Source organism: Nocardia shimofusensis NBRC 100134, from assembly GCF_001613125.1.
GTDB lineage: Bacteria > Actinomycetota > Actinomycetes > Mycobacteriales > Mycobacteriaceae > Nocardia > Nocardia shimofusensis.
The window spans coordinates 33,337-47,501 of record NZ_BDBT01000008.1; the positions used below are offsets into that span (position 1 = coordinate 33,337).

The 14,165-nt window shown below is 69.6% G+C and carries 15 protein-coding genes and 1 pseudogene; 2 read left to right on the forward strand and 14 right to left on the reverse strand.

All coding sequences use genetic code 11. The features are described from left to right. Positions 1 to 39 precede the first annotated feature (39 nt). The 12 genes and pseudogenes from NS3_RS10890 to NS3_RS10945 all read right to left on the reverse strand — a co-directional run bounded on the left by NS3_RS10890 (position 40) and on the right by NS3_RS10945 (position 11,146). Positions 40 to 276 (reverse strand): hypothetical protein, encoded by a 237-nt coding sequence (locus NS3_RS10890; protein ID WP_245649557.1) that lies wholly within the window; start codon positions 274 to 276, stop codon positions 40 to 42. 91 nt (positions 277 to 367) lie between these two features. Next, the gene (locus NS3_RS10895) at positions 368 to 577 is read right to left on the reverse strand and encodes a hypothetical protein (RefSeq protein ID WP_067857706.1); all 210 of its coding nucleotides are present in this window, start codon (positions 575 to 577) and stop codon (positions 368 to 370) included. 178 nt (positions 578 to 755) lie between these two features. Beyond that, positions 756 to 1,685 (reverse strand): LysR family transcriptional regulator, encoded by a 930-nt coding sequence (locus NS3_RS10900; RefSeq protein ID WP_067857708.1) that lies wholly within the window; start codon positions 1,683 to 1,685, stop codon positions 756 to 758. A gap of 7 nt (positions 1,686 to 1,692) precedes the next feature. After that, positions 1,693 to 2,556: an Mrp/NBP35 family ATP-binding protein gene (locus NS3_RS10905; RefSeq protein WP_067857710.1), complete on the reverse strand. Its 864-nt coding sequence runs from the start codon at positions 2,554 to 2,556 to the stop codon at positions 1,693 to 1,695. Beyond that, positions 2,553 to 3,950 (reverse strand): FAD-dependent oxidoreductase, encoded by a 1,398-nt coding sequence (locus tag NS3_RS10910; RefSeq protein ID WP_067857713.1) that lies wholly within the window; start codon positions 3,948 to 3,950, stop codon positions 2,553 to 2,555. Before NS3_RS10910 ends, NS3_RS10905 begins: the two co-directional genes overlap by 4 nt. Before the next feature lie 10 nt (positions 3,951 to 3,960). Further along, positions 3,961 to 4,296: a ferredoxin gene (gene fdxA, locus NS3_RS10915; protein ID WP_067857715.1), complete on the reverse strand. Its 336-nt coding sequence runs from the start codon at positions 4,294 to 4,296 to the stop codon at positions 3,961 to 3,963. Next, positions 4,293 to 5,051 carry an ABC transporter ATP-binding protein gene (locus NS3_RS10920; protein ID WP_067858166.1) on the reverse strand — a complete coding sequence of 253 codons (759 nt, stop codon included), beginning with the start codon at positions 5,049 to 5,051 and terminating at the stop codon, positions 4,293 to 4,295. The genes fdxA and NS3_RS10920 overlap by 4 nt, the downstream gene beginning before the upstream one ends. Further along, positions 5,048 to 5,923, reverse strand: coding sequence for an ABC transporter permease (locus NS3_RS10925; protein WP_067857717.1), 876 nt, complete (start codon positions 5,921 to 5,923; stop codon positions 5,048 to 5,050). Before NS3_RS10925 ends, NS3_RS10920 begins: the two co-directional genes overlap by 4 nt. A gap of 38 nt (positions 5,924 to 5,961) precedes the next feature. After that, positions 5,962 to 7,392: an ABC transporter substrate-binding protein gene (locus NS3_RS10930; protein WP_067857719.1), complete on the reverse strand. Its 1,431-nt coding sequence runs from the start codon at positions 7,390 to 7,392 to the stop codon at positions 5,962 to 5,964. Between the two features lie 16 nt (positions 7,393 to 7,408). Then, a complete protein-coding gene (locus tag NS3_RS10935) occupies positions 7,409 to 7,636 on the reverse strand; it encodes a 4Fe-4S dicluster domain-containing protein (RefSeq protein WP_067857722.1) in 228 nt (75 codons plus the stop codon). Continuing rightward, positions 7,636 to 10,301 (reverse strand): annotated as a pseudogene (locus NS3_RS10940) (fumarate reductase/succinate dehydrogenase flavoprotein subunit). Before NS3_RS10940 ends, NS3_RS10935 begins: the two are co-directional and overlap by 1 nt. Before the next feature lie 5 nt (positions 10,302 to 10,306). Next, a complete protein-coding gene (locus tag NS3_RS10945) occupies positions 10,307 to 11,146 on the reverse strand; it encodes a GntR family transcriptional regulator (protein WP_084495351.1) in 840 nt (279 codons plus the stop codon). A gap of 266 nt (positions 11,147 to 11,412) precedes the next feature. On the opposite strand from NS3_RS10945, the gene NS3_RS10950 reads away from it, so the two are divergent. After that, positions 11,413 to 12,402, forward strand: coding sequence for a YeiH family protein (locus tag NS3_RS10950; RefSeq protein ID WP_067857725.1), 990 nt, complete (start codon positions 11,413 to 11,415; stop codon positions 12,400 to 12,402). 219 nt (positions 12,403 to 12,621) lie between these two features. On the opposite strand, the gene NS3_RS10955 is transcribed toward NS3_RS10950, so the two are convergent. Together NS3_RS10955 and NS3_RS10960 are read right to left on the reverse strand one after the other, a co-directional pair. Continuing rightward, on the reverse strand, positions 12,622 to 13,035 hold the full coding sequence (locus NS3_RS10955; protein ID WP_067857728.1) for a type II toxin-antitoxin system VapC family toxin: 414 nt from the start codon (positions 13,033 to 13,035) through the stop codon (positions 12,622 to 12,624). Beyond that, on the reverse strand, positions 13,028 to 13,279 hold the full coding sequence (locus NS3_RS10960; protein ID WP_067857730.1) for a type II toxin-antitoxin system Phd/YefM family antitoxin: 252 nt from the start codon (positions 13,277 to 13,279) through the stop codon (positions 13,028 to 13,030). The genes NS3_RS10955 and NS3_RS10960 overlap by 8 nt, the downstream gene beginning before the upstream one ends. 183 nt (positions 13,280 to 13,462) lie before the next feature. On the opposite strand from NS3_RS10960, the gene NS3_RS10965 reads away from it, so the two are divergent. Then, positions 13,463 to 14,122 carry a maleylpyruvate isomerase family mycothiol-dependent enzyme gene (locus NS3_RS10965; RefSeq protein WP_245649558.1) on the forward strand — a complete coding sequence of 220 codons (660 nt, stop codon included), beginning with the start codon at positions 13,463 to 13,465 and terminating at the stop codon, positions 14,120 to 14,122. Positions 14,123 to 14,165 lie beyond the last annotated feature (43 nt).

Here is a 14,165-nt window from a genome sequence, read left to right on the forward strand (position 1 = left end):
GCCGTTGTCGGTTCTGCGAACTGTGGCCGCTTCCCGGAACTACGGGCTGGGCTCCCCGATCTCGGGTAGCTCGGGCACCTCGCAATCATCGATCTTCGGATTGACGCCCATGTAATTGAGCGGCCCGGCGATGACCGTGACCGCGAGGGTTCCGAACCCCGCGCAATCGCTCGGCCCGCTACCTTCGAAGTAATCCCGCTGCGCTGCCGCGACCACACCTACGAACAACCAGATCAGGACAATCGCACTGCCAATTCTCATGTGACCGACGCCCATCCCTCCGACTCGGGCGATCCGGCAACGCCCCCGCCTCGATCACAACTATCCCCGAGCGCCCCCCGCCGTGCCGCCACACCGCGCAAAATCACTACGGACTCGGTTGCGGCACATCCACATCGCAGTCCGCGATCTTCGGGTTCACGCCCATGTAGTTGAGCGGCCCGGCGATCACGGTGACCGCGATGGTGCCGAACCCGGCGCAGTCGACCGGCCCGCTGCTGTCGAAGTAGTCCCGCTGCACCGCGGCCACCACGCCGATCACCAGCCAGATCAGAACAATCGCACTTCCAATTCTCATGTCACTCTCGCGCATCGTTCTTGCGGACGGTTCGGCGGCGCACCCGGCGCCCCGTCCCCTTCCCGCTGCCAACGACAGCGGGATACCCGATCACGCCCGATTCACGCGGGAAGTTCGATTCGCGAGGATCACGGATCGGCTCGCGGCAGTCCACACCGGCACAGCGGCCCGGAAACGGCTACGACCGCGCGGACGCGGCACGCTCGAGCATGCCCGCGCGCTCGACCAACAGCGCCGCCGCGCCGACAGGCGGAGAGCCGCGCCGCCACACCGCGCGGAACTTGCGGGTGAGCTTGTCCGCCTCGGCCGTGCGGACCTCCACCAGGGTGCCCGCGGCCAGGTGGGTCGCGGCGATCAGCCGGCTGAGCACCGCGGGCGCCATGCCCGACTCCACCGCAGCCACGATGGCCGCCGCCGAGCCGAGTTCGGCGGCGGGTCCGGCGGGCGGCGCCTGCGCGGCGAGCAGGTCCCACACAGTGTCCCGGGTGCCCGAGCCCGGCTCACGCCACAGCAGCGCGGTCCTCGCCAGCTCGCGCAGAGTCACCGGGCGGGCCCGGCCCGCCCACGGGTGCCCCGGGGCCACGACCACGATCAGTTCGTCCACGCCGAGCACCCGGCTGCTCAGCCCGGTGGGCGGATGCGGGCCTTCGACGAAGCCGAGGTCGGCCGCTCCCTCGCGGACCAGCGTCGCGACCTGTGCCGAGTTCTCCACCTCGAGGGACACCACCACCTCCGGCCGATCTGCCCGCAGGGCCGCCAGCCAGTACGGAACACGATGGTCGGCAATGGTTTTCGAGGCGGCGATACGGAGTTTGGCCGCGCCGACCGCGCGTAGGCCCTCCACCTCCGCCATCAGCTCCCCCGCGGCGATCAGCAACCGCCTGGCCTGTCCGACCACGGCGTGGCCGGCCTCGGTGAGCACCGACCCGGTCGGGCCGCGATCCACCAGAGTCAATCGCAGCCGCCGCTCCAAAGCGCTGACCCGCATACTCGCCGCGGGCTGAGTGATGCCGTGCCTGCGCGCCGCCGCGCCGAGACTGCCCAATTCGGCCACCGACACCAGCAGGTCGAGGACCTCCAGGTCGGGTGTTCCGGGCGGCAGGGTCATGGTCCGATTATCCGGCCGTGGACAGCGAGCACGACGACGCCCGGCCGCACCCGGCGCCCGCACTCGCCGGGCCTGCCACCGATACCGGTAACGCCATCCCCGACAGCCCACGACGGTCCGCCCGCAGCGCGCCGGCCAGCGCGTCGAAGGCCGACGCCACGGGCGAGCTCGGGTCGGCGATCACCATCGGTATGCCCTCGTCGCCTGCCGCGCCCACCGCCGGATCGAAGGGAATCCGCCCCAGTATCGGGCAGGCAGCGCCGAGCAGGTCGGTGAGCGCGCGGCTCACCACCGCGGCCCCGCCCGCGCCGAAGAGCTCCTGTCTGCCGCCGTCGGGCGCCTCGTACCAAGCCATGTTCTCCACGATGCCCGCCACCCGCTGCCCGGTCCGGGCGGCCATCGCGCCCGCACGCTCGGCGATCCGCGCCGCCGCCCGCTGCGGCGTCGTCACCACCAGCAGCTCCGCCTCGGGGAGCAGCTGAGCCAGCGACAGCGCGATATCGCCGGTGCCCGGCGGCATATCGATCAGCAGCACGTCCGGCTCCCCCCAGGCCACGTCGGCGACCAGCTGACGCAGCGCCCCGTGCAGCAGCGGGCCGCGCCAGGCGAGCGGGGCATTGTCCTCGGCGAACATGCCCGCCGACATCACCGCGACGCCGAAAGCGTCGGGCGGCACCATCTTCGCGTCGACGAGCGCGGGGGCGGTGGTGATCCCGAGCAGCGCGGGCACGGAATGCCCGTGCACATCGGCGTCGAGCACGCCGACCCGAAGCCCGCGCCGAGCCAGGGTGACCGCGAGATTCACCGTGACACTGGACTTTCCGACGCCGCCTTTGCCCGAGACCACGCAGTACACGCGCGCGGCGGTCATCGCACACCCCCGCCGACCAGACTCGCGCGCAGCATGTCCGCGCGCTCGACGACCTTGACCCGCTCGCGGCCTTCCGGCTCGCCCAGCGAACGCTCGTGCGCGTCCAGGCGGTACCAACCGTCCCAGGTGGTGAAGGCGATCCCACGGGCGGTGAGGAAATCGACGACGGCGGCGGGATCGGGTTCGGCGGGTGGCGCCAGGTGCGGCCGGTCGGCGACCAGGCAGGCCACCGTCTCGTTGGCGTCGCCCTTGGTGTGGCCGATCAGGCCGACCGGGCCGCGCTTGATCCAACCGGTCACGTAGACACCGGGCAGGAACCGGCCCACACCCGCCGATTCCGCGAGCACGCGGCCCCCCTCGTTCGGAATCGTGCCCGTACGTTCGTCGAACGGGAGGTCGGGCGCGGCCTGCGAGAGGTAGCCGACGGCGCGGTAGACGGCTTGGATGTCCCAGTCTTTGAATACGCCGGTGCCTTTGACGTTGCCGGTGCCGTCGAGTTGGGTGCGTTCGGTGCGTAAACCGACGACTTTGCCGTTGTCGTCGCCGACGATTTCGGCGGGGGACTCGAAGAAGTGCAGGAACAGTTTGTGGGGGCGGGTGCCTTGGTCGCGGATGGCCCACTGTTCGAGGGTGTTGGCGACCATGTCGACCTGTTTGGAGTGGCGGCGGGCGGCTTCGGAGCCTTCGTCGTAGTCGATGTCCTCGGGGTCGACGATGACTTCGATGGTGGGGGAATGGTCGAGTTCACGCAGTTCCAAGGGCGTGAATTTCGCCTGGGCGGGGCCGCGTCGGCCGAATACGTGGACTTCGAGGGCTTTGTTGGCTTTGAGCCCTTCGTAGACGTTGGGCGGGATCTCGGTGGGCAGTAGTTCGTCGCCGGTTTTGGCGAGTACGCGGGCGACGTCGAGGGCGACGTTGCCGACGCCGAGGACGGCGACTTTCTGCGCGTGCAGGGGCCAGGTGCGGGGGACGTCGGGGTGGCCGTCGTACCAGGAGACGAAGTCGGCGGCGCCGTAGGAACCGTCGAGCTCGATGCCGGGGATGTTCAGGGCGCGGTCGGCGTTGGCGCCGGTGGAGAAGATCACCGCGTCGTAGAAGCGGCGCAGGTCGGAGAGGGTGATGTCGGTGCCGTAGTCGATGTTGCCCAGGAGCCGGACCTGGTCTTTGTCGAGCACTTTGTGCAGGGCGGTGATGATGCCCTTGATGCGGGGGTGGTCGGGTGCGACGCCGTAGCGGATCAGGCCGAACGGCGCGGGCATGCGTTCGTAGAGGTCGATGCTGACCTCGGCTTCGGACTTCATCAACGCGTCGGCGGCGTAGATCCCGGCGGGTCCGGCGCCCACGATCGCGATGCGGAGCGGGCGCTCGGCGGAGCCGATATCTCGAAAGCTCATGTCCCCACACTCATTTCTCGTACGTCGCGACGAACGCGATGTCGACCCCGAGGTCGCCGACTCCGGCCGCGCTGCCCGGCGACCCGAGCGGCGCCGCCCGGCCGGGCAGGACTTCGGTGAAGAACGCGGTGTTGGCGGTCACGAAGCCCTCCTGGCCGGCCGGGATGTCCTCGGCGAGGTAGATCGCCTCGACCGGGCAGACCGGTTCGCAGGCGCCGCAGTCCACGCATTCGGTCGGATGGATATAAGCCATCCGGTCGCCGGTATAGATGCAGTCGACCGGGCATTCCTCGACGCACGCGCGGTCCATCACGTCCACGCAGGATTCTCCGATGACGAAGGTCATGACGCGGTCTCCTTCTCTACCGATTCGCCGAGCGCGGCGAGGATTTCATAACGGAGCCGGGCGAATTCGGGCTCGAAACGCGCGCCCGGCGCGCGCGGGTCCTCGATGTCGATCACCCGCTGAATGCGGGCGGGGCGGGCGGTGAGCAGCACGATCCGGTCGGCCAGCAGCAGCGCCTCGTCCACGTCGTGGGTCACGAAGAGCACCGTGGTGCGCCGCTGCTGCCACACCGACACCAGCAGTCGCTGCATATCGGCCCTGGTCTGGGCGTCGAGCGCACCGAAAGGCTCATCCATCAGCAGCACCCGCGGATGCGCGGCGAGAGTGCGGGCGAGCTGCACCCGCTGGCGCATGCCACCGGACAACGCCCCGGGCAGGTGGTCGCCGAAACCGCCGAGCCCCACCAGGTCCAGCAGTTCGAGCGCTTCGGCACGACGGTCCCGACGAGACACGCCGCGCAGTTTCAGGGCGAACTCGACATTGCGGCGCGCGCTGCGCCACGGCAGCAACGCGTCCTCCTGGAACACCATGGCGCACTGCTGGGCCACGGTGTCGGCTCCATCGACGCGGACCGTTCCCGCTACCGGCGTCAGCAACCCGGCCAGCGCACGCAGCACCGTGGACTTGCCGCAGCCGGAGGGACCGAGCAGCACCACGATCTGTCCCGCGGCGACATCGAGATCGACTTCGGCGGCGAGGCTGTTCCCGTAGGCGATGCGCAGACCCTCCAGCCGCACCGCGGCGCCGGCGCTCATCGCCCGGCCCTCGGCAGCCACCGGTTGACCCGGCGACCTGCCATTTCCACCAGCCAGGCCGTGCACCAGCCCAGCGCACCGATGGTGAGCATCCCGACGATCACGCTCGGATAGTCGAGCAGGCCATAGGACTGCCAGGTGAAGTACCCGATGCCGAACTGCCCGGAGATCATCTCCGCGCTGATCACACAGATCCAGGCCACTCCCATCGCCACCGAGAGCCCGGAGAAGATGCCCGGCAGCGCACCGGGAAGCGCGATCTGGAACAGGATCTCGCGGCGGCGGGCGCCGAGGGTGTGCGCGGCTTCCTCCCACACTCGGGGCAGCGCGTGCATGGCGTGGATGGTGGAGACCGCGACGGGAAAGAACGCGGCGAAGAAGGTGATGAACACGATGCCCTGCTCGCCGGTCGGGAACAGCAGAATCGCCAGCGGTACCAGCGCGATGGCCGGGATGGGCCGGAACACCTCGAGCACCGGCCGCAGCAGCGCGCTCACCGTCGCCGAGCGCCCGATCGCCATGCCGACCAGCACGCCGGACACGGTCGCCAGCCCGAAGCCGACGAGGATCCGCCGGGTGCTGGCGACGATGTCACGGTAGTAGCTCGCCGCGCCCAGCTGGGTTCCGAAGGCGTCGAATACTTCGGCGGGCGTGGGAATCTTGTCGAACCGCAGCCAGAACACCACCTGGTTCTCGGTCAGCAGATACCAGGCGAACAGCAGTGCCAGCAGCGGCAGCGCCGTCAGCGCGGCGACTCGGGCCCGGCGCGCGCCCGCACGCGTGCGTTCGGCTCTTCTGGCCGCTCGCGGCGGCACGATGACCTCGGCCGGCGCCGGGACAGGCGCGGTGAGGATGTCGGTGGATGTGGACATGGGGGACTCCTGTTTCCTGCCGTGCGGTCAGCGCGCTGTCAGCGCGCTGTCAGCGCGGCTCGGTAGTCGATGACCTCGGCGCCGGGATGTGCCTGGACATATCGCTGGGCGTCGGCGCGGATGGCGAACGGCAACAGCCGCTGGTCCGGGTCGGCGGCCGGATCGCTGACCCAGGTCGCGGTGGCGGCGAACAGCCGGATCCCGGTGCCGTGGTCGGGGACGTAGGCGGCGCGCACCGCCCCGGCATGACCGGCGATCTGCCGCAGCAGGCAGGTCGGGGTCTCGGCGACCGACGTGCCCGCGGCATCGGCGAACCAGACCTCCGAGGCGGTCGCCAGCCCGTCGACGACACCTCCGCACACCGGGTCGACGCCGCGCAGCGGTGCGGGGGCGGCGACCGAATCCCGGGCGGCGTCGTAGTCACCGCCGTATACCGCGCGAAGGTACTGGTCGTCGACGAACTCGCCGAGGTCCAGGTCCGACAGCGCGCCCAGGCTCTGCAGGAACGGCAGCAGCTCGGCCAGCGCGTCGACCAGCTGCGGCTTGATCGTCGGATCGAAGTTCACCAGGCCGGCGGGGCCGTTGTAGAGATAGACCACCTCGGCGGGCAGGCCGGTGAGCTCGGCGACCCGCTGCGCCGCCTGAAGCGGATTGCTGTTGAGATAGTCGGTGGTCTTGCGCTGAGCGGTCAGGAACGCCCGCACCACCTCCGGATGTTCGGTGGCGAATCGCTGACCGGCGACCACGGCATGGAAGGTCGGGATGCCCGCGCTGCCACCGTCGTAGAGCAGCCTGGCCTTGCCGTCGTAGACGAGCTTCTGCGGCCACGGAACGAATTGGGCGAGAGCGGCCGCCTGATCGCCCTCCAGCGCCGACGCACCGACAGCCGGGTCCTGGCCGAGCAATTTCACGTCGTCGAGGGTCATTCCCATCGTTGCCAGGCCGGTGGACACCATGCCGTGCGCGGCCGAGCCGATGCTGGTGGAGATGACTTCGCCGCGCAGGTCGCTCAGGGTGGCGGCCGGGGAATCCAGCGGCACCACCACCTGATTGAGCGAGCCGCGCATGTTGTAGCCGGTGACGGCGATCAGCGCGGATCGCACATCGGCGTGCTCGCGGGTCTTGGAGCCGTTGACCAGGATCGGGGCGTCGCCCATCGAGCCGATGTCGACCTGCCCGGCGAGCATCTGCGCGGTGAGCGGCGGTCCCGCGGCGAAGTCCTTCCATTCGACGCGGTAGGTGACGCCCTCGGCCTTGCCCAGTTCGGCGAGTTCGGCTTCGAAGGTGCCCATGTCGCGCAACAGGGTGCCCGCGGTGACGGTGTTGATGGTCTTGGACTGATAGCCGATATCGACGGTGACGATCTTGCCGTCGTCGCCCGCGCCACAGCCGGTCAGCAGGCCGGCGACAGCGCAGACGCCCGCGGTGAGAGCACAGGCCCGTACTCGGGCGAGGGTGAATATGGTCATGTCGGTCTCGGTTCTCTCAGCGCAGCAGCAGCGGGATGTTCACGGTGACGGCGCCGACCGGGCACCGCGCGGCGCACGGCCCGCAGTACCAGCATTCGTCGACGTGCATGTAGGCCTTGCCCGTCTCGGGGTGGATGGCGAGCGAATCGAGCGGGCACATGTCGACGCACAAGGTGCAGCCGTCGATGCATTTGGCTTCGTCGACCGTCACGGGGACGTCGACGCGGGAGTTGACCAGGGCCATCAGAGTTCCTTTCCGGAGTTGGCGATGCCGATGCGGGCGAAGGCGCGAACGTCGGCGTCCGGGTCCTCGAGTGCGGTGTGCAGCGCCGCGGTGATGTCACGGCGTTCGGCGATCCGTTCGGCCAAGGCGCGCACGGCGGCCTTGCGGACGTCGAGATTGGGGTCGGTGACCGCCGCGATCAGCGGCGCGGCGGCCAGGTCGGGATCGGCGGCGGCCAGCGCCAGCGCCGCCCCCTGCCGCACCTGCCAGGCCGGATCGGCCAGTGCGCCCTCGGCCACGCTCGCGGCGGTGGCATCGCATCCGGTGCCCGCCAGACCGGTCAGGGCGGCCGCGCGCACCAGCGGTTCGGGGTCGGCGGTCAGGTCGAGCAGGCTCACCGCGCCGCGCGGATCACCCACGGCGGCAATGCCTCTGGCGACCGCGATACGCACCTCGGGGTCGGGATCGGCGGCAGCGGCGGCGAGTTCGGTGAGGGCGTCCACCGAGGTGAAGCCGCCGACCACGGTCCGGCGCACGACCGGGTTCGGGTCGGCGAACCAGACGGCCAGCTCACCGGCCGTGACCAGTCGGTGCCGCCACAGCGCCTCGATCGCCGCCGATCGCACGGCCGGTTCCGCGGCGGTGGCATTGGCGCGCAACGCGGCGGCGAACTCGGCGCCGGGCACCAGTACCTCGAGCAGTTCGGTGAGCAGGCCGATCGCGGCGTGCCGGACATCGACGTCCGGGTCGCCCAGCGCGGCCGCGAACAACGGCGTGGCCTCGGCCCATTCCTCGGTGGTCTCGCTGAGCACCGACAGCGCCGTGCGGCGTACCTCGGGATCGGAGTCGGTGAGGAAAGGGCGCAGGTCGTCGAGGTCGGGGCATTCCTCGGCGAGGTCCATCAGGACCAGCAGCCGGGCGCTCATCGCCCACTCCACGCGCCGACGAGTTCCGGGGCGGCGGCGTCGGCGACACCGTCGGGGCGAACGAACCCCGGCACGGGCACGATGTAGGGCGCGACCGGCCTGGTGCGGAATTCCATCGCCCCCGAGGAGCCCCGGTACAGGTTCAGATGGCAGAACCAGTCGGCGTCGTCGCGGGCGGGCCAGTCGGCGCGCTGGTGGTAGAGGCCCCAGCGGCTTTCGGTGCGCCGGAGCGAGGCGCGCGCGGCCATCTCCGCGCAATCGCGGATGAAGCTCACCTCCGCGCACCGCATCAGCTCGTGCGGCGTGCTCGCGCCCATGGCCTCGATCTCCGGGCGCATCCGCTCGAATGCCTCCACACCGAGGGTGAGGTAGCTCTGGGCTTTGGGCGGTTGCAGGTAATCGTTGACGAAGCGGCGCAGCTTGTACTCGACCTGCGGCTGCGGCGGGCCGTCCGGATGGCGCAGCGGACGGTAGATCAGCTCGTGCGCGGCCGCGATCTGGTCCTCCGGCAGTTCGGGATGAGTGGCGCCGCGGGCGAATTCGCTCGCGTCCTCGCCCGCGATGTCGCCGTAGACGAACGCGCCGATCATGTAGTTGTGCGGAACCAGCGCCATGTCACCGGCCGCGTACAGGCCGGGCACGGTGGTGCGCGCGTGCTCGTCGACCCAGACGCCGGAAGCGGAATGCCCACTGCACAGCCCGATCTCGGAGATGTGCATCTCGATGTCGCGGGTGCGGTAGTCGGTGCCGCGACCGGCGTGGAAGGTGCCGCGGGTGGGCCGTTCGGTGGTGTGCAGGATGCCTTCGATCTGGCTGATCGTGGCATCGGGCAGGTGGCTCAGCTTGAGGTAGATCGGGCCGCGGGCGCTGTCGAGTTCGCTCTTGACCTCGGCCATCATCTGGCCCGACCAGTAGTCGCAGTCGACGAAGCGGTTGCCCTCGGCGTTGACCTGGTAGCCGCCGAACGGATTGGCCACATAGGCGCACGCGGGACCGTTGTAGTCCTTGATCAGCGGATTGATCTGGAAGCATTCGATGCCCGACAGCTCCGCCCCGGCGTGATAGGCCATCGCGTAGCCGTCGCCGGCGTTGGTCGGGTTCTCATAGGTGCCGTAGAGATAGCCCGAGGACGGCAGTCCGAGCCGCCCGCAGGCACCCGCCGCCAGGATCACCGCGCCCGCCGAGATGGTGACGAATTCGCCCGTGCGGGTGTCGAATCCGACCGCTCCGACGGCACGACCGTCCACCGTCAGCACCCGCACCGGCATCACCCGGTTGCTGATGGTGACCTTGGCGCGCACGTCGCGGGCGCGCAGCGTGCGGTAGAGGACCTTCTTCACATCGCGGCCCTCGGGCATCGGCAGCACATAGCTGCCGGAGCGGTGGACTTTGCGCACCGCGTACTCGCCGTGTTCGTCCTTCTCGAACTTCACGCCGTAGCTCTCGAGCCGTTGCACCATCTCGAATCCGCGGGTCGCGGTCTGATAGACGGTGCGCTGGTCGACGATGCCGTCGTTGGCGACGGTGATGTCGGCGACGTAGTCCTCCGGGCTGGCCTTGCCGGGAACCACGGCGTTGTTCACCCCGTCCATGCCCATGGCCAGCGCGCCGGAGTGCCGGACGTGGGCCTTCTCCAGCAGCAGCACGTTCGCGCCGTGCCGTGCCGCGGTGAGCGCGGCCATGGTGCCCGCGGTGCCGCCGCCGACGACGAGCACATCGCAGACCATTTCGCGGCGCTGCGTGACAGATGGAATCTGCATGGGGATCAACCTCTTTCGTAGGGATCGCGGGGGTCGTGCGGAGCGTGGGGGACGCCGGGAACACGCCGTGGCGTCACCGGAACCCGGTCCAGGCGGCCGGACAGCGAGAACCGGTCGCCGCGATAGCGGATGTACTCGAGATCCACGGGCCGCCCCGAGTCGGTATAGGTGAGCCGCTCGACGAACAGCAGGGGCGAGCCCGTGCGCACCTGCAGCAGTCCGGCGACGGTCGGGTCGGCGGCCACCGCTTCGATGGCCACGGCGGCCGACCCGAGCGGCAGGCCGAGTTCGGCTTCGAGCAGCCCGAAGACGTCGCAGCCGGCCAGATCCTTGCCGAGCAGGGGCTCGCCGACATCGGCGGTGAGGTAGCTGGCGTCCAGAGACAGCGGCGTGCCGTCGAGGAAACGCACCCGCTCCAACGCGACGACCGGAGTGCCGGGGGTGAGCTCGAGCCGTTCGGCCACCACCGGTGTCGCGGGCACGACCTCGGCGAGCAGCACCTGGTTGGTGACGCGTTCGGATCGGGTCTCGAAAGTCTCGGCCAGCCCGCGCAATCGGTCGAGTCCTTGCACCGCCTTGTCGGCGACCACGAAGGTGCCCGCGCCGGGAACCCGGTCGATCAGCCCTTCGTCGCGCAGCAGGGTGAACGCGTCACGCACGATATTGCGGCTGGTGCCGAAGTCCGCGGCGAGCTGGGCTTCGGCGGGCAACGGGCGATCTCCGTAGACGCCGCTACGGATACGGTCGCGCAGAATGTCGCGGATGCGCCGGGCCGGGGCGCTGCGCCGCCCGGTTCCCGGATCAGGCGGCCGGGGGCGGGCCGCCGAGGCAGGACTGGGTTTCATGCGGCTCAGCCTGAAAAGAAATGATTACGGCGAACGTTTCGCGCAATTACCGATCGGTTACGCCAGTTCCGCACCGCGCCGCAGCCCTGTGAGCAGCGCGAATGCTGCGACTTTCCCGAGTCCCACCACTATCGGAGTGGTTGCGGACCCGTGCGGCGTCCGCACGAAAGGGGCGGCGTAACCTCACGCCACACATAAGTCGGACTGATGAGCACCTCCCGGATCGGTGGCTACCGGCGACCTCCCGCGGGTCCGACGCTGAGCGAGTGAATCGCTTGTCTGCTCTCGCGCCCGGCGTGGCGCTGGCCGCCCTGATCGCCGGCCTGGCGACCCCGCTGGGCCGAGTCGTACCCACCGTCGGGGTGCCTGTCCTCGCGCTCAGCCTGGGTGCGCTGGCCGGAACGGCACTGCGCCGCACCGGCTCCATTCGCTTCGAAGCCGGCCTGGATCTTGTTCGCAGGCGCCTGCTCGCCGCGGCCATCGTGCTGATGGGCCTGTGCCTGCCGATGGGGGCGGTGCTCACCGTCGGACGGGACACCGCGTTCGTGCTGATCGGCACGCTCGTCATCGGCGGCCTCGCGGCACTGGTGGTGGGCCGTCTGCTGGCGGTCGACCCCGAGTCGGCCACCCTCGTCGCCGTCGGCACCACCATCTGCGGCGCCTCGGCGATCGCCGCCGCCACGGCCGTGCTGCGCCCACATCAGCAGCGCGTCGCCTATGCCCTGGGCACCATCTTCGTGTTCAACATCGTCGCCGTACTGCTCTTTCCGCCGATGGGCCGGCTGCTCGGCATGTCGGATCAGGCGTTCGGGTTGTGGGCGGGCACCGCCATCAACGACACCTCGTCCGTGCTCGCCGCCGGTGTGGCCTTCGGCGCCGTGGCCGCCCAATTCGCCGTCGTCGTGAAACTGGTGCGCAGCCTGGCCATCGTGCCCCTGTGCGTCGGACTGCACCTGGGCCGCCGCAGGCTCGGCGCCGAGGGCGGTTCGCTGCGCGGAGCCTTCCCGATGTTCGTCGTGCTGTTCCTGCTCGCCTCGCTCGCGGCCGGGGTTGGGCTGGTCCCGGAGTCCGCGACCGGACCGCTGACCGCGCTGAGCGGCTGGCTGATCGCCGCGGTACTCGCCGCCATCGGCGCCTCGTTGAGCGTCGCCCGCCTCCGCAGCGCCGGGCCCCGCCCGTTGCTGCTCGGCGGTCTGCTGGGAGTGACGCTGGCGCTGTCGAGTCTGGGGCTGATGGCGGTCACCGGCTGGCTCTGAAAGCCGGGCGGCATGTGACACGAGACCGCAACGCCGTCCAGACAGCGCATCGGTGCTCGGGCCGGCCGAACAGGTCCAGTCTTCCGGTGCCGATGTCGGCCTGCTGCCGTCCTCGGCACATGTGGACGTGGTGACTCTGGACCGGATCATGGCTGTGGCCGACGTCGAATGCGCCGCCACGACTGCGGTTCCGACAACAGGATTGCGCGGGCGCTCGTGCTAAACCGCGACGATATTCAACAGCGGTGCGAGCCCCTTGAAATCGTCCGGATTGCGGGTGTACAACGGCAGGCTGTGCTGGACGGCGGTAGCCGCTATCTGGAGGTCTGCCACTCGGCCCCGTGGTTTGCGCCCGATCTGTTCGAGGAGAAAGGCCAACGATCCATATATGTCGGCCGTCTCGGCATCGAATACCAGTGGACTGAATGATCTGGAGACCCATTGGAATTGGAGCTGGCGCTGAGCTTGTTTGACCGGGTCTTTGGTGGCATGCAGTCCGGCGGCGAGTTCGGCGAGGCTTATCGCGCTGATGGCAGCTTCCGCCTCGTCAGGCATCGCTGCCCGCACTTCGAGGTAGTCGATCAGGATCGACGTGTCGAGCAATACATGCCTGGGAGCGGCGGGTTCACTCATCACCAGGAAGTTCCTGGTCGAGCATCGCATCCAGGTCGGCGCGCCACTCGTCGTAGTCGATACGCGGCAGGTGGGCGCTTGTGCGGGCGAGTTCGGCGATGGGTACGAAGGTTCGCCGTGTGAGCGGCTTGAGCTCGGCGACAGGCTTGCCGTTGCGGGTGATGGTGAAGCTCTCACCGGCCTCGACCGCGGCGAGGACCTTGCCGCTGTCGTTGCGAAGGTCGCGTTGCTGGATCGTCTTCATAGCCTCATGCTACCGAAAGTGCTACGCGGTGTACATATTGCTACTTGGTGGATGAGCGGCTAACACACGGAACCGATGAATGCGGCGCGCCGAAGCCGTCTGAACCGGTGAACCGCACGCCGCCGGCGCGAGGAGTTACACCCGTTCGTCCGATGCCCGGCGGCATCCGAACCGGAGGTCCCTGTGCCACGAGATCGCAACACCATGTGGGCGATGGTCCACGCCGAACGAGCCGCTCTCGCCGATGATCTGGCCGGCCTGGACGACAGCGGGTGGGCGCGGCGATCGCTGTGTGGCGAGTGGATCGTCGAGGAGGTGGTCGCGCACTTGACCGCGGCCGCGAGCCTCGGGCGGTGGCGCTGGCTGGCCAGCATGATCGGCGCTCGCTTCGACGCCGACCTGCACAACCGACGCCGTCTGGCCGAACACTCGGGCGCGAGTCCCGCCGAGAGCCTGGAGAACTTCCGCGCCATCATCCCCAGCACGACCGCCCCGAGCGGGCACACGGGTGCGTGGCTCGGCGAGGTCGTCGTCCATGCCCAGGACATTCGCCGCCCACTCGGTCTGACCTACCTTCCTTCGGTATCGACCGTGACCGAAGTCGCCCGCTTCTACGCGAGCAAGGATTTCGCCGTGAACAGCCGCACCGCCGTCCGGGGGCTGCGCCTCGAGGCGACCGATGGGCCCTTCACCGCCGGTGCGGGCCCCCTGGTCACCGGAACGACGCTCGCACTCACGATGGCGATGGCCGGTCGATCCGCCTATGTCGCTGATCTCGACGGACCGGGTGTCTCCGTCCTGCGCGGCCGACTCGCCACCGAAGCCGGCAACCCCACCCCCTGAGTGTGCGTCCGGGTACTCACCGGCCCGACGCGTCCGTGCAGTC